Source organism: Paenibacillus amylolyticus (assembly GCF_003719335.1).
GTDB lineage: Bacteria > Bacillota > Bacilli > Paenibacillales > Paenibacillaceae > Paenibacillus > Paenibacillus amylolyticus_D.
Genome location: NZ_RIAS01000014.1, coordinates 1 through 24,233, shown reverse-complemented (window position 1 = coordinate 24,233; position 24,233 = coordinate 1). Strand labels below are relative to the sequence as shown.

Genomic DNA, 24,233 nt, shown 5'->3' with positions numbered 1-24,233 from the left:
AGATCAGCAGGCTGTGCGCTTAACAGCCCAAGCCAACCGATCTTATCACTTTGTCTAAACTATGCTTCCAAACTCGCAAGTTTCTGCATCAGCAAATCATGACTTTCGTGAATTGCTTCCGGTTCACAAGCTGACTTCAGTTCATATACCTTCACCTGTGCTTTACGGATCATAGGGAGGTACGCATCATAAAAGTGCATATCCTTACTGTGCACATATGGGCACCAATGATCAGATAATCCCAGCGTTTCATGGATATGAACACCTACGATATCATCCATGAGCCCCTGCATCTCATCAACACTGTCGTACAGTCCCAATCGATCCATCATAATCGCATGCCCTGTATCGTACCAGATGCCTACCGGAGCTCCTTTAAGAGCCTGAATGATCGTCTTCGCTTCGGCAAGTGTAGGAATTTGTTGCGGTCTGGAGCGAGTTTCGATCCCAAAACGGACATCCAGTCCCTTGGATACCGCCCGGTTGCAAACTTCATCCAGACTGATGATAATTTTCTCAATATACCCTGCACTCAGGGCATCCCGCCGCTCCATGAACTCCGCCCATTTGCTCTGATAATGCGGAGAGTCCGTGCCTTCCTCTCTGTAAAGCTTCTCCAGGTCCTTGCTGACATCATGCGGAAAGGGCACCTCACCTGGGTGCACAACGACTGCCTCTCCTCCATAACGATGTGCATATTCAGCCGATTCGACCAGCAGATCAATCGCCCGCTTGCGCTTCGCTTCATCCTCAAAGCCAAGCAACACGGAATCCGTCCCATAGTCAGGATCAGGATCATGAGGGAAGGTATTGTGTACACTGGACACTCCGATCTCTCCGCGCTCGATCATCGGCTCAATCGTTGCGAGCATTTCCTTTGTTACGTTATAGTTAAGTTCTACCCGGCGAAAGCCGAGCTCTGCGATCTCCCGAATCATGTCCTCACCTACAGGATGTCTCCTGATATTCCAGCATGTCGAGAATGAGTATTCTCCCTTGTCTCTTCCCTGCATATACTCTTCCTTCTCCTTCCCCGATTGTGATGTTTGCGTGTATGGGGACTACGAATTAACCTTTAATTGCTCCTTGCATTGCGCCACTAACAAAATACTTTTGTAACCATGGATATACGAGCAGGATCGGTACTGTTGCAAAGACAACCGCTGCAGCTTTAAGACTCTCTGGTGTTAATCTTGTACGGCTAGCACCCTCCAGCAATGTGAGGTCAGTTATCATGTTGTTCTGCACCATTTGAAAGAGCTTTAATTGCAAAGGATATAACTTCGGATCTGTGATGTACATCAGGGAATCCTGGAAACCATTCCACCGTCCAACCGCATAGAACAGACCAAGTGTAGCAAGTACCGGCATAGACAGCGGCAAAATGATTTTGAAGAGCGTGTGCACATGAGAGCTTCCATCAATCTCGGCGGACTCTTCTAGGCTATCCGGTATTCCGCGGAAGAAGGAGATCAGGATAATCAAGTTAAATGGACTAACCAACCCTGGTAAAATCAATGCCCAAACCGAGTTCATCAAATGCAGGTCACGAATCAACAAATACTCAGGAATAATCCCGCCGCTGAAGAACATCGTAATAATAATGATGTACATAAACAGCTTGCGGCCCTTTAAATTTTTCTTCGTCAAAGGATACGCTGCAGCAATGGTAAACAACAGACAGAGTACCGTTGTTGCAATCGTAAGAAGCGCTGTAAATCCTAGTGAATACAACATGGAGTTATCCGAAAATACTTGACCATATGCATCCCAAGAGAACTCTTTTGGAAAAATCGTTACTTCACCTGACGTTATGGCCCGGTTTGAACTAAGTGATATCGCAATCGTGTGTAAGAACGGAGCAAGACAGAACAGTACAAACAATGAAATAAAGGTGACATTGACAATGTCAAAAATCCGGTTCGAGGTGCGGTCACTCATCTTTGCACAACTCCTTTACTGATGGTCTATACGTACAACAAGTCACTTGACGTACATTTCACTATTGTTCTGGAATTAGAGAATTCCTTCACCTGTTGTTTTCTTCGAGAGATAGTTGGAACCGAGAACAAAGATCAATCCGACAACCGCCTGGAATAAGCCGACAACGGTTGCAAGTGTGTATTGTCCAGACTGTAGACCAACTCTGTATACAAAGGTACTAAGTACATCGGAATATTCACGAACAGCCGTATTACCAATAACATAAGGCCGGTCAAAACCGATGCTGACCATATTTCCAAGGTTAAGAATAAGCAAGGTAACAATCGTTGGTTTAATACTTGGCAATGTAATATGCCAGATTCTCTTCAGCCGCGTTGCACCATCAATCTCAGCTGCCTCAAACAACTCCTTGTTCACGCCGGTTAATGCAGCCAGATATAAGATGGTTCCCCACCCAGCGCTTTGCCACACACCTGTGAACAGGTAAGTAACAAGCCATGGATTTTTTTCTGTCAAAAACGGGACGGAATCAAATCCCATGCTCTGCAGTAGACCGTTTACCATACCGGATTGATTGCCAAACAATTGGTACACAATCCCTCCGATGATAACCCAAGAGATAAAGTGAGGAATGTACAGAATGGTTTGTGAGATTTTCTTAAACCATTTGAATCTTACCTCATAGAGCATAATGGCCAGAATAATTGGAGCAGGGAATGAAACGATCAGATCAAGAAAATTCAGCATAAACGTATTGCGTAATGTGGTGTAGAAATCGGGCATTGCAAATACCTCGCGAAAAGCATCGAAACCGATCCATTCACTACCGTTGATACCCTGAAACAGGTTAAAATCTTTAAAGGCGATCTGGACACCGTACATCGGTCCGTAACGGAAGATTAAAAAGTAGATTATAGGCAGAGAAATCAATGCGTATAATTGCCAATATCTTTTCAAATATGTGAGGTTCAAGACGGTTTCCCCCTATCATAAGAAACGTTTGTGCCGCCTATCCGGCGGCACACGTTCTTTCTAATTCGAAACAGTTGTATGGTTATTTTAATATTATCCAAGCGTACTAGGTCTTACTTTCCACCCATACTCTGCAAAGCTTCTTCCAGCTCTTTCTTCAAATCGTTACCGCCCAAGGACATGTAATCAGCCATTTCCTTTTCATACACAGACTCGAAATCAGCTGGTTTTGCCATAGCGGTTTTTACGATAATGACATCAAGCTTGTCATTAAGTGTGGTTCCATACTTCATCTCGGCAGCAATCGGTTTATCAAAGATGATTGGTCCTACTGTATCTGTGTTTGCGATCTCAAGAGATTGCTTCAACAGCTCTTGGTTATTTTTAGGGTAACCCAGAATCCATGCTTTTTCGTTTGTAGCTTGATCTCCGATGTTTTTACCGTTGGAGATAATTGCAAAATCATTTGCGTTATAAAAACGATCTGCTGCTTCTTGAGCTGTATCTTCTTTTGCAACCGGGATACCGTCTACCAGATCATAGTTCTCGCCTTTCACACCGCTGATGATATCCATCAGATTGTTGTCAGACGCCATCCAATCCAGGTATTTAACTGCTTCCACGGCACGCTCACTGCTTTTCGGAATCATAATGAACAAACCATTTGAACCATAACGTGACTTGATGTGTTTGTTATCTGCGTTCGGGTTAGTGTACGCATCTAGTGGCAGAACTTTGCCGTCGCTTACATTTTTACGCATGAGATCCATTGTAGCCTCTTTACCGAACATAGCATCAGCATCTTCAGACCAGAAGCCTACATTACCATTTTGAATATCTTTATTCAGTTGCGTTTTGTCTTTATCCAAACTGAAATCTTTACTGATCAGACCTTCATTGTAAAGTTTATTCAGGAATTGCATGGACTCTTTGAATCCCTCGTGGAGCGGCAATTCATAACGTTGGCCGTATGTCTTGTCGCCACTTACAGGTTTGATAAAGGAATAGATCAGTGTCTCATACTGAGCTGGTGCAAGCGCAAAGCCCATAGGGATGTTTTTGCTTCCTCGGTTCGCCGGATCTTTTTCCTTGAATGCTTTCAATGTTGTGTACAACTCATCCGTCGTCTTAGGTGCTGGCATTCCAAGCTTATCTAACCAATCTTGACGGATATAAGAACTGTAACGGCCTGTGATGGCGCGTTTACCCGGAATAGCAAACTGCTTTCCTTCTAATTGTCCAAACTTTAGAGTATCTTCACCCAGGAATTTCTTCAGATTCGGTCCATACTGATTAATCAGATCACCTACATCTGTAAGACCTCCCTGCTGTGCATAACGGTAAAACACAGTAGAGTCGTAAACAAAGACAACATCTGGAACATCTGAGGCACTTGCCATCAGGACGTTCAGCTTCGTCACTTCCTCGGAACGTTGAACAGGAACAAATTGTACATCAATGTTGTTGGGATCGCCGAACTTCTCTTGAATCATCTTTGTGAGATAGCTGTTCGTGATCGTGTAAGGCGATGGGGTGTTACCACGGTCGAAAAGCTCCACCTTTAATGTGACGCGTTTTCCATCACCAGCTGCTCCGCCCTCTGCTGATTTGTTGTCTGAAGATCCGCACCCCGCAAGTAGTGAGACACCCATTACTGCTGTAAGTGCCAAACCCATTAACTTCTTTAGACTCCCTTTTCTTGTCATTCTGTTCATCCCCTTTGGCTTTACGTGAATGTTTTAAAGCTTGCTCTGAGTATTCCATACTATTGTGATCCCAGACAACTGACTAAATTCGGGTACATCAGTAAAAGAGTTTCGGTTTGCCTCCTACGCTTATTTTCGCAGACTGCCAAAATGCCCGAAAACCTTATGGTATCAGGCTTTAACAGCACTCTTCTACTCTTTATGTGTAAGGTATAGATAAACCATTTTCCCACACTGACTAAATTCGTAAATAACATGCCGATGTAATGGTGGAACATCTTCTGACATGGTGATGAAAGTATCATGTATATTTCAAAATTTTTCAAGCGCTTTCATTTTTGGCGATGTCAAATAAACAAAATAAGGTGAATCATTGCATGTGATATCTCCATAGATTCTGGAGACTCGTTGCAATAATTCACCCTGAATTTAGAAAACCTCTCTTTTGTCATGTAGGAAAAACTAACACAATCATTCGTTTTAACTCCTAGAATTTTGACCAAACTCACTCATCCGCTATCTTTGGATCTTTCTTCATCCGACGATAATCTCCAGGAGTAATCCCTGTGACCCGCTTGAACACACGACCGAGTGTAATCCCGTTCGCATAACCGACCTTCAAAGCAATATCCTGTAAGGAATAATCTGTTTCTAGCAACAACTTCTCTGTTTCTTTCATCCTAAGGTCGGTCACAAAGTCAACAAATTTCATGTTGAATTCGGTCTTAAACAAATAGCTGGCATGCTTTCCGGAAATCTGAAAACGGTCACTCAGATGTTTAAGCGACAGATCTGGATTGGTGAACTGCTCCTCGATATACTTTTTCATTTCATTAACCATCGCTTTGTAGCTCTTCGTTTCCGTAACCGCAACGTATGTCCGGAACAGATCGGTAAGACTATCGAATAACAGCACCTTAACATCATCCAGCGACTCTGCTTCTTCCATCGCTTTCAGCCAATTGTTGATGTTTTCTTCAGACAGCTCTTTCTGTAACCCTTCCGACATCATAGAAACTTCGCGGCTGAGCATTTGGAGCATCGCCTGAATCAGGGAACGGATCTCATCATCTGGCAGTTTATTTCGCTCAAACTCCTTAAAGATATCCTCCAATTGCTCTCTCCACTGTCCGCTCGACATTCTGAACCGTTTGACAAAGTCTGCAATCATCTGCAAATACGTGTAGGTCTCCAGCAATGGATGCTGCATCTCGCTTGCCTCTGCTTCACCCACATCACCATTCATCAGCAGCTTACGCTGCATCACCGCTTCAGCGGCTGTAAACGATTGATGGATCGCCCCAATTCCTTCAGCAACAGGTCCAATGCCAAAGCTGAGGGAAATTCGCAGATTCTGCTCTACCCAGGATTTACATTCCTCAGCAACCAATCGGATCTGTTTGGCTAAATCCTGCCCCTGCTGCGTTTCTTCCTTCGAAAAGAAAAGAATAGCAATCCGATCTGCACTGATCCATTCTGTCCAGCATTGGACTTTCGTATCCCGAGAAAGCTCCTGTAGTACATTCATCAGGGCAAACTTAAGTGTGTTTTGTTCACCTCTGGTAAACTTCTCCTGAAACCCCTTCTCATAGCGGTTAATATCCCCAACGACCACAATAAAACGGGAAGCCTCATGGGCTCCATCAAATGGAGATACCTCGTACAGTTGCCCAGCTGCATTATCCACGTGCTCACCTTGAAGCAAAGCGCTAAACAGCTTACTCCGCTGCATAAGCACATTTTCACGACTCTTTTTATCATAATCCATCATATGATTGATCAGATTTTCAAGTACACCATCAATCATCTTCATCTCATCCATACGAGCACCGGATTGTTCAAACGCCTTGATCTGTTGAGATTCAATCCGATTCATGATGATTTGAATTGGCTTGTAGTTCCGCCGGGTCACATACACGATATAGATAATTGCACAGATTACCGTCAAGATTGCAATGACTACCCAGACATAAGAAACAACAGACACCCAACCAAACAAATTACCTGCTTTGATGCCGCTAGTAAGTGTCCATCCCAATCGTTGCAAAGGTAGTTCGTTTAACTTGGTACCTTCGAGTGCACTCTCCTTATCGGAATGCGCATTATAGATAACCCTGCCCTCCTGATCGGTTATCGTCAAGAAAGAGAGCTTTCCATTGACCATGCTATCGACACTCTGCTTGATACTGCTCATCTTGATATTGATGACCAACACACCTTCTGAGCCAAAAGGCAGTGGCATTTCTTTATTTACCGTTAACACTTGGACAGGAGTCCTTTGGAATTCTTCCGGTTCCATCTCTCGGACATGCTGCCAGCCTTGACCCGTTTCTCCGCTTAGAATTCGATCGATCCATGCCTTATCCGAGAAGCTTCCTACGTCTCTTGAACCGCTTAGCGTTATAACCCGTTGATGCTCCTTGTCATATAAATATATGGACTGAATCCATGAAGAAGAATTAATCATTTCACGTAAGTTTTGGGCTATGGTATATACCGTATCCGAATTGTTTGGATTATTTTCGCTAAAATAAAGCCTGTACGCTGGCTCATACTGCACTTTCTCTGTCACAGCCAGTTCAATATCCCGAATCGTATGATCCAGCGTAGTCGCAAGATAACTGGAAGATATCTGATCAGCCTTCCGGGTTTCTTCTTTGGAAATATCATTAATAAAGACAAAAGCACTAAAAATGAGTATCGTCATCGTAAAGAAAAATATAGGAAAATACGAAAAGAGTAATCGGTAATACCACGTGCGCGACAATAGACCCCACTCCTCACTCCACGATGTCAGTATCCTACAGCCGTGGTTCTACTGTTTAGTATCCGTAACAAATTCATTCCAGATGCATCTAAAATAAAAACGCTATCATTTCTATATATTTATAGTTATTATATCACAAGCGATCACACAGCAAACACAGAATTGAATAGGTGGGGCCAAAACAAAAATACCGCGCTGAGCAGATTGCACTCAGACACGGAACATGAAAAAAAGATTGGGTTGAATGTACCCGTATATCGTACGAAAAAATCAAATACCGGAATCCTTAAACAGTGTGGCCATAGAGCCGCCATCAACAATAATGCGGATAGCTCGTGAGAGCATTGGCGCAACGGGTAATACTTTAAAACAATCCGGGTGATCCTCCGGCAACGCAATGGAGTCTGTTACCACAACCTCCGTAATGGATGGATGATTTAGTTTGCTTACTGCTCCATCCGAGAACAAGCCATGAGTTGCGCAAACATATGCATTCTCTGCACCGCGTTCCTTCAAACCTTCCACTACATTCACAATCGTTGTACCCGTATCGATCAGATCCTCGATAATAATCGGTGTTCGTCCCTCAACGTCACCAATGACATGTGTGATGATCGATTCATTATGACTTGGACGTTTCTTGATCATAATGGCAAAAGGTGAATCCAGACGATTCGCCAGCTTCTCCGCCATCGATGCCCGTCCTGCATCAGGAGAAACCACAACCGGGTTTTTGATCTCTTTGCTAAGCAGGTATTCGCTGATTAAGTCCAGTGACGTCATGTGATCCACTGGAATGTTGAAGAATCCCTGAATTGCAGCCGCATGCAGGTCAATTGTAACCACCCGGCTTGCTCCCGCTGTCGTTAATACATCTGCAACCATCTTGGCCGAGATGGGCTCACGTGGAGCCGACTTCCGTTCTTGACGGGCATAACCGTAATACGGAACGATAATATTTACCGTGCGCGCTGAAGCTCGTTTTGCCGCATCAATCATAACAAGCAACTCGACAAACAGTTCATTGATTGGATGAGACAAAGACTGTATCAAAAACACATCACAATTGCGGATTGTTTCTTCGTAATGAACGTATATTTCTCCGCTCTTGAACCGGGACAGTTTAATCTTACCCAGTTGTACTCCCAGCTTGTCACAGACCTGCTCTGCAAGCTTAGGGTTAGATGAACCGGAAAAAATACGTAACGAATGCTGCATAATGCCCTCCCGCGGGTTTATCCCCGATCATAATTCCTTGTATAGTTAAGTTGGAAAATCCAACTCGTATAAAAGGTTATTTTACCCTTATTATACTCCACTGTTGTCTACATTTAAAGGAATGAACGAACGCTGGCGGCCTTCAAACACAGCTACTTGCTTACAGCCGAGCTCATGTAGAAGTGCCTCCGCTTCAGGCAAATGATCTCCTAGTTTCAGTGGGTCATGTGCATCCGAGCCCAATGTAAGGGGAATGCCCAGACGAATTGCTTCTGTCAGCATTCTCTGGCTTGGAAACATCTCTGCACATGGCTTGGACAAGCCTGATGCATTCAGTTCCATAGCACAGCCACTTTTTGCAATAGCTTGCAGGGCCGCATCCTCCAGTGCAATGCGTTCCTCCTTTTGCTCAGGTGAAGGCTCATATCCAAAACGTTTGATCACGTCCGCATGTCCAATAATATCATACATCCGTGTTGCCGCCGCCTTGCTTACAGCATCATAATATTGACGGTACACTTCAAGAATATCCTTGCCTTCCCAATGATGGGTCTGCCGGAAATCAGTAATATCCCACTCCCCAAGGAAATGCACAGAGCCGATCACATAATCCCATGGATAACGTTCAATGATCGAGCGAATTTGTGATTCAAAGCCTTCAATATAATCCCCTTCAAGCCCGACACGGACATCAATCTGCCCGCGGTACCGTTCCTTCAAAGTGAAACATTCCTCGACATATCGTGGCAGTTCATCCATAGGCATAGCCATCTCCGGATAATATTGAGCGGGATCTACATGCAATAGCGGCATATGATCGGAAAGCCCAATCTGGGACAAACCGATCTCTATCCCGCGCTGTACGTATTCTTCAAGCTTGCCAACAGCATGTCCGCAACGTTCATGGTGGGTATGGTAGTCTATGCGCATGCAGTGTTCGCCTCCTAGTCGCGGCGCGGCCGTTCATGGCGGCGACTCAGTTCAGACATGATGTCATCCAGCGGCAACTTTCGCTCTTGGAGCAATACGAGCAAGTGATACATCAGGTCACTGACTTCAAGACGCAGCTCGTCATTGTCTTTATTTTTTGCAGCAATAATCGTCTCGGAAGCTTCCTCACCGATCTTTTTCAGGATTTTATCGACACCTTTATCAAACAGATACGTGGTATACGCACCTTCTGGGCGTTCGCGCTCACGCTCAGCAATGACGGATTCCAGTTCAGCCAGAACCTCAAATCGGCTTTCCGCGTTAGAGGGAGAGATCGTGCCGGAGTCTGCAGCGCTTCCTGTTTCTTTTTGGGTATCTTGTTCCGTTTCATTTGATGACAACCCGATAATTTCATTGTGAAAACAGGTCACTGCACCTGTATGACATGCCGGCCCCTTCGGTTTCACTTCAACCAGCAATGTATCGCCGTCACAGTCATATTTTAAGGAAACGATCTTCTGTACATTACCCGAAGTCGCTCCTTTATTCCATAGCTCCTGACGCGAACGTGACCAGAACCAAGTCTCACCGGATTCAAGTGATAACTTGAGGGATTCACGGTTCATATAGGCCATCATTAATACTTCACGGGTATCTACATCCTGTACAATCGCAGGAACCAATCCTTCATCCCAGCGGATGTGCTCCACAACTTGCTCCAAGGAGAGCTGTTCCTTGATTTCATCACTCACTTTAGTCACGGATTTCCACCCCTTGTTCTCTTAATTGTTGTTTTAATGCCGGTACGCCAATTTCTTTATAGTGAAAAATGGTTGCAGCCAGGCCTGCGTCCGCTTTGCCTGTTGTGAATACATCATAGAAGTGGGATTCCTTGCCTGCACCGCCTGATGCAATAACAGGAATGCTCACCGACTCCGAAACGGCTGCGGTCAGCTTCAGATCAAAACCGTCCTTTGTACCATCTGCATCCATACTGGTTAACAGAATTTCGCCTGCACCCAGTTCTTCGGCTTGTTTAACCCACTCCAGTGCTTTGATGCCAGATGGTTTCCGTCCGCCGTGGGTGTACACTTCCCACTCACCCCAAGCCTCGTTATACTTGGCATCAATAGCCACCACGATACATTGCGAGCCAAAGCGGCGTGCGCCATCCGCAATGATCTGTGGATTAAGTACGGCTGCTGTATTAACCGCGATTTTGTCCGCACCTGCACGCAAAATTCGCTTCATGTCCTCCACTTTGGAGATCCCGCCACCTACCGTAAACGGAATGGCAATTTCGCCTGCTGTCTGTCTTACGACTTCCTCCATCGTTTCACGGCCCTCCACCGATGCGGAGATATCGAGAAATACGAGTTCGTCCGCGCCTTCGCGGTCGTACAGTGCCGCCAGCTCTACCGGATCACCCGCATCGCGGAGATTGACGAAGTTCACGCCTTTAACGACCCGGCCGTCCTTCACGTCCAGACAGGGAATGATTCTTTTTGCCAGCATACTGTTTCTTCCTCTCTACTCGATTATCCGTTCTTGTTAACCAAACTCACCGCGTCAGCAAGATCAATACTGCCCGTATACAAAGCTTTACCTACAATGGCTCCGCCAACACCGTCATCTGCATGACGACTCAAACGAAGCAGGTCATCCATTACACTAACACCGCCAGAAGCAATAACTGTCCGTCCGCTCGCTTTGGCAAGAGAAACGATCGCCTCAACATTCGGTCCCTGCATCATACCGTCACGGGAAATGTCCGTAAAGATAAACGTTTCCGCTCCATAAGCAGCAAGTTCCTTCGCGAGCACTTCAGCCTGTACCTCAGAGGTTTCAAGCCATCCACGAGTGGCAACATATCCGCCCCGCGCATCGATACCAATCGCTACTTTATCTCCGTAACGTCCCAATACTTCTTCTGTAAAGGCACGATCCTCAATCGCCGCTGTGCCGATAATTAATCGGCTAACACCCAGTCCCAATAAACGCTCAACGTCAGTGACTGTACGAAGCCCGCCGCCAACCTGCACAGGTACATTCACTGCGGATGCAATGCGTCCAATCAGCTCATCGTTAACCGGGTGTCCTGCTTTGGCACCATCCAGATCCACCAGATGAACGTATGTACCGCCTTGCTTTTCCCAGTTAAGCGCAACCTGAACCGGGTCATCGTTGTACACGGTCTCTTGATTATAATCTCCCTGCACCAGTCTTACACATTTGCCGTCCCGGATATCGATTGCCGGGTATAAGATAAAAGATGACATACAAGTCCTCCTAAGTGTAGATTCGATTGAGATTCGGTTTAACTTTCATGTAACTTCAAGTTGAATAATATATTTAAACCTGATTTTGTTTTAGATAAATATAACAATACACGCAGCTTACTGGAATAACAGCGATAAGAATTAGACTTATATTGAAGTTATACTGATGCTTCCGTCAAAGACAGGAAATTGCCCAGCAGTTTCATGCCAAGTTCACCGCTCTTCTCAGGATGGAACTGCATGCCGAAGTTCGAGCCTCTACCTACAATCGCTGTAACGGGATGTCCGTAATCCGTAACGGCGAGCAGATCACCCTTGTTTTCGGTAAGTGCATGATACGAGTGTACAAAATAAACATGCCCTGCATCCAGACCCGCGAAGAGCGGATTTTCAGGATGTAAAAATTCCAAACGGTTCCACCCCATATGAGGAACCTTCAGTTCACTTCGTGAGAAACGCACTACTTTTCCCGGTAAAATGTCCAGTCCTTCATGCTCGCCATGCTCCTCACTGGAGCTGAATAGCAGCTGCATTCCCAGACAGATGCCAAGGAGCGGTTTTGTTCCAGCAGCCGCTTCTTTAACGACCACATCCAGACCCGTCTCCCGCAAATGCACCATCGCATCACCAAAAGCACCAACCCCCGGCAGAATAACGCCATCCGCGGCAAGAATAGCTTCTCGATCACCCGTGACTAGCGCTTCATAGCCAAGACGTTCGACCGCTTTGCCGACGCTGTGCAGGTTCCCCATACCGTAATCGACAATTGCAATCGCCATCGTCTACAGCACTCCCTTCGTGGAGGGCACGCCAGTTACCCGTGGATCGATCATCGTTGCTTCATCCAGTGCACGTCCGAGAGCTTTGAAGACTGCTTCGATCATGTGGTGTGTATTCTGACCATAGTGCACAATGACATGTAGTGTAATCCGCGCTTCGAGCGCCAGTTTCCACAGAAATTCATGCACCAGCTCTGTAGAAAAACTGCCTACTTGTTGTGACGGGTACTCAGCCCGGTATTCAAAGTGCGGACGGTTGCTTACATCAATGATAACCTGAGCGAGCGCTTCGTCCATCGGTACAAACACGCTGGCATAACGCTTAATACCACGTTTATCGCCCAGTGCCTGGTACAGCGTCTGCCCAAGACAAATCCCGATGTCTTCAACTGTATGGTGATCATCAATATCAATATCTCCGCGAGCTTGTACGTTAAGATCAAACTGTCCATGCTTTGTGAACAGATCGAGCATATGGTTCAGAAACGGTACATCCGTTTCAATATTTGATTGTCCTGAGCCATCTACGTTGAATGACAGCTGGATATTCGTTTCGTTCGTTTTGCGGTCAACCTCTGCTTGGCGAACTGCACCTTTATTTTGAAGCTCTACACCCTGTTCTGCACTCTTATTCTGATTATCCATTGTCCGATTCCGCCTTTCCTTCCTGTTCTAAGCGTACAGCGATTGCACGAGCGTGTCCTTCAAGTCCCTCATGACGGGCTAATTCGATAATAGCCGCTCCATTTTGCAAGAGTGCTTCTTTACTATAATAAATCAAGCTAGATTTTTTGATAAAATCGTCCACATCTACGGGTGAACTGAAACGGGCAGTTCCATTCGTTGGAATAATGTGATTCGGTCCAGCGAAATAATCGCCCACCGGTTCGGAGCTATACGGCCCGAGGAAGATGGCACCAGCATTCTCGATCCGGCCAGCGTAAGCCATCGGCTCTTGCACCATGATTTCCAGATGCTCTGGTGCAAGCCGGTTTACGACATCGATTCCCTCATCGATGGAATCGACCACAATAATCGCGCCATGCTGCTCCACGGAAGCAGAAGCGATATCGCGCCGCGGCAGCACATCCAGCTGCCGCTGTACCTCGGCCTGCACAGCTTCCGCCAGCGAGGCCGAATTCGTGACGAGAATGGCCGACGCCATCTCGTCGTGCTCCGCCTGCGACAACAAGTCCGCGGCGACATACACCGGGTTCGCCTTATCATCGGCGAGCACCACAATCTCGCTTGGCCCGGCGATACTGTCGATATCGACCGCCCCATATACCTCGCGCTTCGCGAGCGCCACGTAGATATTACCCGGTCCACAGATCTTGTCGACCGGGGCAATGCTCTCCGTGCCGTAAGCGAGGGCGGCGATCGCCTGTGCGCCGCCAACCCGGTACATCTCGTTCACGCCCGCTTCCGCGGCAGCCACGAGAATGTACGGGTCAATTCCTTCACCGCCGTTTGTCGCCGGCGGTGTAACAAGCACAATCTCCGGCACGCCCGCGACCTGTGCCGGAATGACATTCATCAGCACCGACGATGGATACGCTGCTTTCCCTCCAGGGACATACACGCCGACTCGCTTCAGCGGCCGAATAACCTGGCCGAGCAGACTGCCATCCGGCTGCCAGTCCATCCACGAATTGCGTTTCTGTTTCTCATGAAACGCACGAATGTTGACGGCGGCTTGGCGAATCGCCGTCACAAAAGATGGCTCAACGGCTGCATACGCTGCCTGGAGCTCCTCCTGCGGCACGCGCAGCTGCGCAGCCGTCAGCGTCGTGCGGTCCAGCTGCTCGGTATAACGCAGCAGGGCCGCATCACCTTCCCGGCGAATATCTGCGACAATTCGCCGTACCGATTCATTTTGCTCCGGTGTACCATACTCCACTTCCCGTTTCAGATCAAAGTCTCGTGCTGATACAATCTTCATCCGTACAACCTCCTCACGTATCTACTTTTTGTCTATAGTCAATGGACTTCTTATCTGTTCGCTATCTTCCCGCAGAAACCTCATTCCCACTTGGAATGACCGATTGAAGTGCATCACACAGCGCCTGAATACGTGCATTTTTCATCCGGTAGCTCACCCGATTCGCAATCAGACGACTGGTGATATCCAGAATTTCTGTCATTTCCACAAGTCCATTCTCACGCAACGTCTGCCCGGTCTCCACCAGATCGACGATCCGATCAGCCAGTCCGATTAAAGGCGCAAGCTCAATTGACCCATTCAGCTTAATCACCTCAACCTGTTGCCCTTGCTCACGGAAGTACTGGGAAGCGATTCGTGGATACTTGGTCGCCACTCGCTGCTGGATACCTGCCTTCCAGTCCGGTAGCCCAATCACTGACATACGGCACTGGGCAATGCCCAGATTCAGCAGTTCATACACATCGCGATCCTCTTCAAGCAAGACGTCTTTCCCAACAATACCGATATCGGCTACGCCGTACTCTACATATGTCGGCACATCCACAGGTTTAGCCATAATGAATTCCATCCCGGCTTCTGGCACCTCGATCACCAGTCTGCGTGTATCGTCCACGTCCTCTGGAATGTCCAGACCTGCCTCACGGAACAATTTGGAGGCCTTTTTATAGATGCGGCCTTTAGGCATGGCCACCTTCAAAATATCCGACATCTTAGTTCCCTCCCTTTTTTGATCCATAGATGATGACCTGTTCATCCTGCTCCGCAGTCGTTTCGCTGGTTGCAGGTATCGTATCTGCCTTTTCATCAGCAATAAGAGATGTAACTACATTGTGACCCATATTCCGTAATCTCGCTGCTTCGGTCAATGCCTCAGCACGACGATCTGGGCTGTATTTAATACGTACCGGTCTCTTCTCTTCAATCGTAATGCCATGAACACCATCAATAATCCGGTTGGTTTTTAACGCAAATCCTGTAGCCGGAAGAGCCCGCCCGAACTGTTGCAACAGATTGTCATATCGGCCGCCGCTGCATACGGGTGATCCCAGCTCTGCCGCGTAACCTTCAAATGTCATGCCTGTATAATAGGAGAAATCCCCGATCATCGTCAGATCAATCAGCACATGCTCGGAGACACCGTAGGCCTCCAACACTTCAAACACTGCACACAGATGTGCGATGGATTGTGCCGCTTCAGCACTTGAGCTAAGTTCGCTCGCATGTGTGCAGATTTCTTTCCCGCCACGCAGACGCAAAATGGCTTCAAGCTGTTGTTTCTGCTTGGGTTCGAGGTTCAAGGCTTCAATGGACTGACGGTAGCCCACATAATCACGTCCTAAAAGCCCTTCCTTCAATTGCTCCTGCTCAGCCGTCTGACCCGGAATCACTTCTTCCAGCAGTCCATTCAGAAAACCCATGTGACCCATTGCTATTTTAAAAGAAGACACCCCGGCTGCCTGCAATGAGGCAATCGCTAATGCAACCACTTCAGCATCCGCCTCAGGGGAATCGTCCCCTACAAGTTCAACACCTGTTTGGAAAAACTCAGCCTCACGTCCAGCTTCCTCTTCTATGGAACGAAATACATTCGCATGGTAGGACAGACGCAGCGGCAAAGCCTCATCTTTGAGCATCGATGATACTACACGCGCAATAGGAGCTGTCAGATCAGAACGCAGAACCAGTGTCGTTCCCCGGCTGTTCAGCAATTTAAATAATTTGCGATCCGAAGTAGAGCTAGCCACCCCTACTGTGTCGTAATACTCAATTGTTGGAGTTATGATCTGACGATAACCCCAGCGCTCCATGCACTCCAGTACATTTCTTTCAATTTTACGTAGCTTGGACACCACATGTGGTGTATAGTCACGGAAACCTGTTGGTTTTTCAAAGCCTTTTGGTTTGGACATGGAAATGATTCACCCCGAGTCATGGATTTGGATGGTTATATAAAGTTGCACTATAATATCTTCACATCTAATTCGATCAATGACAGAATTTGTCTCGTCAATCTCTATCGTTTTAACGCTCTATCTCAAAAGGATTTATGTATGACAAATCCCCGTCCTATGTTAGTTACCCCTAAGTTACAGCAAAGCCGCATGTACTTTGGCTTGACGAAGGCTTCACCTTTTACATTAATAACCCGTTTTCTCTATAGAATGTTTATCACCTTTACTTCAATTACTTTCGTATGGTAAAGTGCTAACAAACTAAAGGATATGGGATATGATAACATGGATGCCGCTGAATCGTCAACAAACATAAACTATGACTGGTTCCTGACGACCTGCCTAGGCTAGGCGAGCCTGCTCCATCCGTTATGACTCCTTACCGTTTGCTTCAATTCCGGTTTTGTATACGAAAAAAGCTGCCCCTCAGCAGCTCTTCCCTCCATGCACTAGTTCATGCATTTAGTTCATAAATCATTTCAAGTATCCGTCATGTATCACTTCATACACGCTTTTTTAACCCTTATTCTTGCAAACGTGATAATCCCCGCGCTTAATGCAGCTTTCGCTGAGAAGGTTCCTCCGTTTTAAATGCCGTTTCTTCCGGCGAGTCTACCGAACGAGACAAATCACGCAAGGGATTGCCTCCAACAAAAGCTCCTGGAGCAACATCCTTATGAACCACTGCCCCGGCAGCAACTATGGCTCCGTCTCCAATCGTTACTCCAGGCAGAATGGTTGTATTTGCTCCAATCAGCACGTTGTCTCCGATAATGACATCGCCAAGTCTGTACTCCTTAATGAGATACTCGTGAGCCAATATCGTCGTGTTGTAACCAATCACTGAGTTTTCACCAATCGTTATTTTTTCCGGAAAAAACACATCCACCATCACCATTAGACCAAAAGCGGTGTGTTCCCCCACCTTCATACCGAGCATTCGTCGATAAATCCAGTTCTTAAGCGGCAGTACAGGACAGTACCGTGATAACTGAATCCAGATAAAATTACGAACGCCCTTCCACGGGCTCACTGTCTTGTAGATATGCCAAAGTGCATTTTGACTTTCTACCGGATAGCGGGTTACTTTTCTCATGAACGTCCCGTTCCCGTAAGAACCATATCCAGCAAATCCCTCATATCATGCAACATGTAATCCGGCTTATACCCGCTCAGCACCTGCTCCCCTTTAAGCGACCAGGCTACACCAGCGGAGAGAGCACCTGCATCTTGCGCCGATTGAATATCGACAGGACTGTCCCCGATCATCAGTGTGTGAGCTGGGTTCGATCCCAGTTCGGCCATCGCTTTTTGCACGGGTTCCGCATGAGGTTTAGGATGAGTTACATCCGTCACAGTCACAATGGACTTCATATATTTAAGCAAATCAAAGCGTTCCAGCACCTTTAATGTAGAAGGGCGGATTTTGGTCGTCACCACACCCATCGTAATCCCTGCCTGATCCAAAGCCTCAACCACCTCAATCACGTGTGGAAAAGGTCTGACCATTGCTTCATGGTGGATATCATTATAGGCACGATAACCTTTGACGTACTCCGATACCTCCTCCTGACCTGAAAAGGTTCGCATTTGTTGCTCCAATGTGCCTCCCATATGCGGAATAATCTGTTCCCTTGTCCATGGGGAAGCATGATCCCAGCCTTCCATTACATGCAGGAATGAGTTGATAATTAACTCATTGGTATCAATAATCGTTCCATCCAGATCAAACAGTACCGTGTTAATCACGTTGCATTACTCCTTTTTATCTTCAACTTGCTTCGAGTCATCTTGAGCCTGAATTGGTGCCGTTGTTACCTTGTCCTCTTCAACAGCTACTGTTTCCGAATGTCCAATATCATCTGCAGCCACTTTCGACGAGACAATCGGATCACTATAATGCGCACTTGCTTTCCCTGTCACTCTTCTCACAACAATAAACACAACAGCTACAACAATAATGCCAATCGCAAGCAGTTGTGAAATTCGCACATTACCATACGCTGGATCTAAATATCCTTGTTCGAAGCCCATTGCAGTCATTGGAGACCATAATCCGTTTACCAATGAAGCAACCCACTCCGGAGCCTGAAAACCAAGACTGTCTGTACGCAAAGCTTCAATAAAAAATCGCCCGATGGAATACCAGATAAAATAGGACATAAACAGTTCTCCTGCACGCATGAACTTCTGACGACGAAGCACTAGCAACAGGATGAGCCCTACGAAACTCCATACGGATTCATACAAAAAGGCAGGATGATGGAATACACCCTCTACATTCATTTGGTTCACAATAAAATCTGGCAGGTGTAGCTTGTCTCTTAAAAATGATTCCTCTACAGGACCGCCATACGCCTCCTGGTTCACAAAGTTACCCCAGCGTCCGATCATCTGTCCAACAATTAGTCCAGGTGCACAGATGTCGGCCATACGCCAGAAGTTATATCCTTTACGACGGAAGAAAATGACTGCACATATAATGGCACCAATTAATGCGCCGTAGATCGCAATACCGCCATTCCATATTTTAAAAACGTCCCAAAGGTTGTCCTTATAATCTTCCCACTTAAATGCCACGTAGTAGATTCGGGCTCCAATAATTGCAGAAGGCACACCTAGCAAAACCATATCCATGAACACTTCTTGCGGAATATTAAATCGTTTGCCCTCCCGAATGACGAGCAACAGACCCAAAAGTGCTGCAGCACCCAGGATAAGCCCATACCAGTGAACCTTTAAAGCGCCAATAGAGAACGCAATCGGGTTCAACAGTAATAATGTATCCATTCATTCACGCTCCTATCAATCAATTCACATCGGTAAGCATGACCGATTGGAGCCTGCTATCAACCTTCCTCTTTGAAGGCGTGCAGGCTCCAGATGCCATGCTTCATAAAAACTTTAATCTTTATATTTTTAGCCTGATGCCTGATATTTCCTTATCCTGCTATTCGAGCTAGTCGGTGAACCTTCCTTGACCCAAATTAGTCCATATCTTCCATATCTTCCGAAATCGTTGCAGTCAGTTTGTTCGTGAACTGAAGTGCAGCATTAAGCCCCATCTGTTTCAAGCGATAGTTCATGCCCGCCACTTCAATAATTACAGCCAGATTTCGTCCAGGACGAACCGGAATGGTAACCAAAGGTACATCGGTATCAATAATACGCGTTGTCTCTTCATCCAATCCCAGACGGTCATACTGTTTATCCTGTTGCCATGCTTCAAGACGTACAACCAATGTAATCCGTTTATTATTACGAACAGCCCCGGCGCCAAACAAAGTCATGACGTTGATAATACCGACACCTCGAATTTCAAGCAGGTGACGGATCAGTTCCGGTGCGGTACCGTGGAGTTGAAAATCGGAGGTTTGGCGAATTTCAACGGCATCATCGGCAATCAGACGGTGACCACGTTTTACAAGTTCAAGCGCGGTTTCACTCTTACCAATACCGCTGCTGCCAGTGATTAGCATACCTACACCATAGACATCACACAATACACCGTGAATGGTAGCTGTCGGTGCCAACTTACCTTCCAGAAAACCCGTAATACGGCTGGAAAGAATCGTTGTTGCCATATTGCTGCGAAGCACAGCTAGATTTTGTTCTTCACTGATATCGATCAGTTCCTGAGGAACTTCTAGTCCACGTGTAACCACAATACATGGAGTTTCCTCTGTGCATAGACGTTGCATACGTTCACGACGCTCATGTTCAGGCAACATCGCAAAAAAGGCCAGCTCAGTTCTTCCCAGCAGTTGCACCCGCTCTTTTGGATGATATTCAAAGTAACCAGCCATCTCCAGGCCAGGACGGTTAAGGTCATCTACCGTAATAAACCTTTTCAACCCCTGTGAACCCGAAACCACTTCCATCTGAAACTGCTGTACCAATTCGGATACTTTCACTTTTTTCGCCATTTGTCTCTTCCTTTCAGCATTCGCTGTGCCTCTATGTACCCATTCGTGTATCGTTTCTTTCATTATTAGCGTATTCACAACGTAATTCATAACCAGGTCGTTTCGCATGTAAAATATCGCTTTTTATACTCCAATATGCAACATTTTGAAGACAGACCTTCAAATAATCTTAAATGAATTTGAGATCGATTGCAATCGAAGACTCCCTGCTCTACCTGCACTATATTTTCACCTGAACGGATTAACCGTCCCATACACTTTTGAAAAAAGCCCCTTCCTGCAAAAACGGAAGGGGCTCGATTTAGATTATATAATTGCGTTACTTCCAGATTTCATCGTAACCGAGGAGTCTCAGTAGAATTAGTCTTGAAGAAGTACGTTAACTTCGGATTCCTTGTCAAAGATATGAACTTTGTTCATGTCAATGGCCATTTTAACTGTAGAGCCATCACGAGTGTTAGAACGTCCGTCTACACGTGCGATTGTAGTGTCGTTACCTACACCGCTCAAGTAAAGGAGCATTTCGTGACCCAGGTTCTCTGTTACATCTACGTGAGTAGAGAATACAGAGTTCGGGGAAGCTTCCAAGAATACTGGCTCTTCGTGAATGTCTTCTGGACGAACACCCAGAATAACTTCTTTACCTACATATCCTCTGGATTTCAACACTTGTGCTTTACCTTGCGGGATTTCAACATCCACACCAGGAGCTACGAAGTGAAGACTTGCACCTTGCTCAGCCAATTTACCCGAGATGAAGTTCATTGTCGGGGAACCGATGAAACCAGCTACGAACAGGTTCGCCGGGTGGTTGTACAGTTCTTCAGGAGAAGCTGCTTGTTGGATGATACCATCCTTCATAACTACGATCCGGTCACCCATCGTCATTGCTTCGATCTGGTCATGCGTTACGTAGATAACAGTTGTTTCCAAACGTTTAGCCAGCTTTGTGATTTCTGCACGCATTTGTCCACGAAGTTTCGCATCCAAGTTGGAGAGCGGCTCATCCATCAAGAAGACTTGTGGATCACGGACAATCGCACGTCCCAAAGCGACACGTTGACGTTGACCACCGGACAATGCTTTAGGCTTACGCTCAAGCAAATGTTCGATATCGAGGATTTTAGCTGCTTCACGTACACGTTTATCGATCTCGTCTTTTTTAACTTTACGCAATTTCAAACCAAATGCCATGTTTTGATATACGCTCATATGCGGATACAAGGCATAGGATTGGAATACCATCGCGATATCACGGTCTTTAGGTGCAACATCATTAACGACACGGTCACCGATGTAGAGTTTACCTTCAGAAATTTCCTCAAGGCCTGCGATCATACGCAGTGTTGTTGATTTACCACAACCGGACGGACCTACCAGTACCAGAAACTCTTTATCTTTAATGTCCAGGTTAATGTCAACTACAGTTGCTTTATCAGAACCCGGGTATTTTTTGAAAATATGCTCTAAACGTACTCCTGCCATGATTGTTGCCTCCTCAGAGATCATTTTGTAATCGAATACAATTTGTAGTTTTATAATACCCTATCCCTTGGTTATCTGACTATTCGCAAACTGCACAAAAATATTAAGCCTTTTTCGTCACTTTGTACATCAGAAGTAAAAGTTGCACAATGATCGCACTTTTAAAGTGTCTTACATCATAACCAATCTCCTGTTTAATCTTATCCAGACGGTACACCAGCGTATTACGATGAATAAACAAACGCTTTGCTGTCTCGCTGACGTTACAGTCTAAACTAAAAAAGGTCTCCAATGTTGCCAACGTCTCGCTGTCATTAAAAAGAGTTGTACCCTTTCCCGTTTCCCGAATAAAACGTAGCCGCTGTTGCTCTGAAATACTAGCCACCAATTGCTCCAGTTGCAGATTCCATGGTAGGTGGATATGCTGTGTAACATGGAAGGAGCGACCAAGTTGCATACTTTCCTGTAGGAGGAATGTCACCTGAAGCAAAGCCTCCTTGGGAACACACGGCAGCGAGGCTGACAAGTGGAAAACACCTGCGAACTCACTAGCCACAAGCTCATATAGTCCCATACAAAAAGCATGGAGTGACTCTTTTCTTGCCTCCGCTGTATCTTCATCGGCCTCCCCAGTAACAATCTCTTCATCTCCCATGAAGAGCCATTCCTGTGCTCCAAGCGGAATTAATGTGATTTCTTCACCAAAATAGCTTTCCAGCAATTTATTAAGTACTTTAGAGTCTACCCGCTGAGAATCCGGAGTCTCACCCTGCAACAGAAAAAGAATTTTCTCCTCCTGAAATCCTGCAATAGAAGCGAACGAATCAGGCAGTGGATCGAAACTCCCCTTATCATGAGCTTTAATCTGCTCCTTAAGCCATATCCCCAGCGAAGATAACTGTTTATCAGTATCGTTTGTGAGTAACGATTCATCATCGCTTTGACTGGTATCGAACTTATTAAGAATCAGTAACTCAATTAGACGGCGAGTTTCCATTGTAATAGATGACGCTTCACATCCCCAACACCGAACGGTTTTTTCCTGCTCATTCATACCGACTTTGAAAAAAATACGCTCACCATGGTGTAAACTAAGAACATCAGAAGATCCTGAAGAACGTTCTAAAGAATCATGTTCACCTTTACCCGCTTGAATAAGAATATGCTGCGGTTTATTTTCGTCTAAGCCAATCAAATGTTCAATCGATTCTGTCCACTCATGCATCGTAATTTCATATTCATCCAATGTGGTGCTTATAATCACTTCAATTTGCTGTTTTAAATCAGGTATGAGCTTCATCTAATGAACTTCACCACTCTGCTTTATTTTAATTATCATTTTATCATATCTTGATGTATGCCGCTCTGTATCGACTAGTCTGCAATATATCTGTCTAAACAAAAAGAGTGATTGATCAAATTAATGATCAATCACTCTTTATTTAAGATGAGTCATGAAGGATTCGAACCTTCGACACCCTGATTAAAAGTCAGGTGCTCTACCAACTGAGCTAATGACTCATAAAACTGGTGGAGGATGATGGATTCGAACCACCGAACCCGTACGGGAGCAGATTTACAGTCTGATGCGTTTGGCCACTTCGCTAATCCTCCAAGGATTAAAGGTGGCTCGGGACGGAATCGAACCGCCGACACGAGGATTTTCAGTCCTCTGCTCTACCGACTGAGCTACCGAGCCATATTTAATTTTAGATTAATGGCGGAACCGACGGGATTCGAACCCGCGATCTCCTGCGTGACAGGCAGGCATGTTAGGCCAACTACACCACGGTTCCAAGCATTAATGGTGCCGGCGAGAGGACTTGAACCCCCAACCTACTGATTACAAGTCAGTTGCTCTACCAGTTGAGCTACACCGGCGTATATGGTGGAGGCTGAGGGGATCGAACCCCCGACCCTCTGCTTGTAAGGCAGATGCTCTCCCAGCTGAGCTAAGCCTCCTGGGTAATATGGTAGCGGCGGAGGGGATCGAACCCCCGACCTTACGGGTATGAACCGTACGCTCTAGCCAGCTGAGCTACACCGCCATATTATACATGCTTTGATTGCTTGTCCATCCTTAGGTAAAGATGGCGGAGAGAGAGGGATTCGAACCCTCGCACCGATTACTCAGCCTAACCCCTTAGCAGAGGGTCCCCTTATAGCCACTTGGGTATCTCTCCAAAACAATCTCAACGTTGTTCAAGGATTGCTCCTTGAAAACTAGATTCGAAACGAAATTCACGCGATCAGAACTTGCTATTGGATAAGCCCTCGACCGATTAGTACTGGTCAGCTCCATGCATTGCTGCACTTCCACCCCCAGCCTA

The 24,233-nt window shown here is 46.1% G+C and carries 21 protein-coding genes and 8 tRNA genes; all 29 read right to left on the bottom strand.

Features of this window, described 5'->3' with window-relative positions:
• Positions 1 to 59 precede the first annotated feature (59 nt).
• The gene (locus tag EC604_RS21825) at positions 60 to 1,013 is read right to left on the bottom strand and encodes a sugar phosphate isomerase/epimerase family protein (RefSeq protein ID WP_123066162.1); all 954 of its coding nucleotides are present in this window, start codon (positions 1,011 to 1,013) and stop codon (positions 60 to 62) included.
• 55 nt (positions 1,014 to 1,068) lie between these two features.
• The gene (locus EC604_RS21820) at positions 1,069 to 1,941 is read right to left on the bottom strand and encodes a carbohydrate ABC transporter permease (RefSeq protein ID WP_123066161.1); all 873 of its coding nucleotides are present in this window, start codon (positions 1,939 to 1,941) and stop codon (positions 1,069 to 1,071) included.
• A gap of 75 nt (positions 1,942 to 2,016) precedes the next feature.
• Positions 2,017 to 2,916, bottom strand: a complete 900-nt coding sequence (locus EC604_RS21815) for an ABC transporter permease (RefSeq protein ID WP_123066160.1) — start codon at positions 2,914 to 2,916, stop codon at positions 2,017 to 2,019.
• Between the two features lie 113 nt (positions 2,917 to 3,029).
• Entirely contained in the window at positions 3,030 to 4,631 is a 1,602-nt protein-coding gene (locus EC604_RS21810; protein WP_123066159.1) for an extracellular solute-binding protein, read from the bottom strand.
• A gap of 496 nt (positions 4,632 to 5,127) precedes the next feature.
• A complete protein-coding gene (locus EC604_RS21805; protein ID WP_123066158.1) occupies positions 5,128 to 7,389 on the bottom strand; it encodes a helix-turn-helix domain-containing protein in 2,262 nt (753 codons plus the stop codon).
• Positions 7,390 to 7,659: 270 nt separating this feature from the next.
• Positions 7,660 to 8,607, bottom strand: coding sequence for a ribose-phosphate diphosphokinase (locus tag EC604_RS21800; protein WP_090924777.1), 948 nt, complete (start codon positions 8,605 to 8,607; stop codon positions 7,660 to 7,662).
• A gap of 90 nt (positions 8,608 to 8,697) precedes the next feature.
• Positions 8,698 to 9,537 (bottom strand): histidinol-phosphatase HisJ, encoded by an 840-nt coding sequence (hisJ, locus tag EC604_RS21795; RefSeq protein WP_123066157.1) that lies wholly within the window; start codon positions 9,535 to 9,537, stop codon positions 8,698 to 8,700.
• A gap of 14 nt (positions 9,538 to 9,551) precedes the next feature.
• The gene (gene hisIE / locus EC604_RS21790; RefSeq protein WP_123066255.1) at positions 9,552 to 10,289 is read right to left on the bottom strand and encodes a bifunctional phosphoribosyl-AMP cyclohydrolase/phosphoribosyl-ATP diphosphatase HisIE; all 738 of its coding nucleotides are present in this window, start codon (positions 10,287 to 10,289) and stop codon (positions 9,552 to 9,554) included.
• A gap of 1 nt (position 10,290) precedes the next feature.
• Positions 10,291 to 11,052: an imidazole glycerol phosphate synthase subunit HisF gene (hisF, locus tag EC604_RS21785; protein WP_123066156.1), complete on the bottom strand. Its 762-nt coding sequence runs from the start codon at positions 11,050 to 11,052 to the stop codon at positions 10,291 to 10,293.
• A 23-nt stretch (positions 11,053 to 11,075) separates the two neighbouring features.
• On the bottom strand, positions 11,076 to 11,816 hold the full coding sequence (gene hisA / locus EC604_RS21780; RefSeq protein ID WP_123066155.1) for a 1-(5-phosphoribosyl)-5-[(5-phosphoribosylamino)methylideneamino]imidazole-4-carboxamide isomerase: 741 nt from the start codon (positions 11,814 to 11,816) through the stop codon (positions 11,076 to 11,078).
• Positions 11,817 to 11,974: 158 nt separating this feature from the next.
• Positions 11,975 to 12,595 carry an imidazole glycerol phosphate synthase subunit HisH gene (gene hisH / locus EC604_RS21775; RefSeq protein ID WP_123066154.1) on the bottom strand — a complete coding sequence of 207 codons (621 nt, stop codon included), beginning with the start codon at positions 12,593 to 12,595 and terminating at the stop codon, positions 11,975 to 11,977.
• 3 nt (positions 12,596 to 12,598) lie between these two features.
• On the bottom strand, positions 12,599 to 13,240 hold the full coding sequence (hisB, locus tag EC604_RS21770) for an imidazoleglycerol-phosphate dehydratase HisB (RefSeq protein WP_123066153.1): 642 nt from the start codon (positions 13,238 to 13,240) through the stop codon (positions 12,599 to 12,601).
• Entirely contained in the window at positions 13,233 to 14,537 is a 1,305-nt protein-coding gene (gene hisD / locus EC604_RS21765) for a histidinol dehydrogenase (RefSeq protein WP_123066152.1), read from the bottom strand. The genes hisB and hisD overlap by 8 nt, the downstream gene beginning before the upstream one ends.
• A gap of 61 nt (positions 14,538 to 14,598) precedes the next feature.
• The gene (gene hisG / locus EC604_RS21760; RefSeq protein ID WP_123066151.1) at positions 14,599 to 15,249 is read right to left on the bottom strand and encodes an ATP phosphoribosyltransferase; all 651 of its coding nucleotides are present in this window, start codon (positions 15,247 to 15,249) and stop codon (positions 14,599 to 14,601) included.
• Position 15,250: 1 nt separating this feature from the next.
• Positions 15,251 to 16,450: an ATP phosphoribosyltransferase regulatory subunit gene (locus tag EC604_RS21755; protein WP_123066150.1), complete on the bottom strand. Its 1,200-nt coding sequence runs from the start codon at positions 16,448 to 16,450 to the stop codon at positions 15,251 to 15,253.
• A gap of 595 nt (positions 16,451 to 17,045) precedes the next feature.
• Entirely contained in the window at positions 17,046 to 17,588 is a 543-nt protein-coding gene (locus EC604_RS21750) for an acyltransferase (RefSeq protein WP_123066149.1), read from the bottom strand.
• Positions 17,585 to 18,241: a pyrophosphatase PpaX gene (gene ppaX, locus EC604_RS21745; protein ID WP_123066148.1), complete on the bottom strand. Its 657-nt coding sequence runs from the start codon at positions 18,239 to 18,241 to the stop codon at positions 17,585 to 17,587. Before ppaX ends, EC604_RS21750 begins: the two co-directional genes overlap by 4 nt.
• A 6-nt stretch (positions 18,242 to 18,247) precedes the next feature.
• Entirely contained in the window at positions 18,248 to 19,282 is a 1,035-nt protein-coding gene (gene lgt / locus EC604_RS21740; RefSeq protein WP_123066147.1) for a prolipoprotein diacylglyceryl transferase, read from the bottom strand.
• Positions 19,283 to 19,479: 197 nt separating this feature from the next.
• Positions 19,480 to 20,418, bottom strand: coding sequence for an HPr(Ser) kinase/phosphatase (gene hprK / locus EC604_RS21735; protein ID WP_090924765.1), 939 nt, complete (start codon positions 20,416 to 20,418; stop codon positions 19,480 to 19,482).
• 360 nt (positions 20,419 to 20,778) lie between these two features.
• Positions 20,779 to 21,903, bottom strand: a complete 1,125-nt coding sequence (locus EC604_RS21730; RefSeq protein ID WP_090924764.1) for an ABC transporter ATP-binding protein — start codon at positions 21,901 to 21,903, stop codon at positions 20,779 to 20,781.
• A gap of 103 nt (positions 21,904 to 22,006) precedes the next feature.
• On the bottom strand, positions 22,007 to 23,203 hold the full coding sequence (locus tag EC604_RS21725) for a PucR family transcriptional regulator (RefSeq protein WP_123066146.1): 1,197 nt from the start codon (positions 23,201 to 23,203) through the stop codon (positions 22,007 to 22,009).
• Between the two features lie 148 nt (positions 23,204 to 23,351).
• Positions 23,352 to 23,424 (bottom strand) — tRNA-Lys (locus EC604_RS21720).
• A 7-nt stretch (positions 23,425 to 23,431) separates the two neighbouring features.
• A tRNA-Tyr gene (locus EC604_RS21715) sits at positions 23,432 to 23,517 on the bottom strand.
• Between the two features lie 12 nt (positions 23,518 to 23,529).
• Positions 23,530 to 23,602, bottom strand: a tRNA-Phe gene (locus tag EC604_RS21710).
• Positions 23,603 to 23,621: 19 nt separating this feature from the next.
• Positions 23,622 to 23,699: transfer RNA gene (locus tag EC604_RS21705), tRNA-Asp, on the bottom strand.
• 9 nt (positions 23,700 to 23,708) lie between these two features.
• Positions 23,709 to 23,784, bottom strand: a tRNA-Thr gene (locus EC604_RS21700).
• Between the two features lie 5 nt (positions 23,785 to 23,789).
• Positions 23,790 to 23,865 (bottom strand) — tRNA-Val (locus EC604_RS21695).
• Between the two features lie 9 nt (positions 23,866 to 23,874).
• Positions 23,875 to 23,951: transfer RNA gene (locus EC604_RS21690), tRNA-Met, on the bottom strand.
• Positions 23,952 to 23,994: 43 nt separating this feature from the next.
• A tRNA-Ser gene (locus EC604_RS21685) sits at positions 23,995 to 24,086 on the bottom strand.
• Between the last annotated feature and the right edge of the window lie 147 nt (positions 24,087 to 24,233).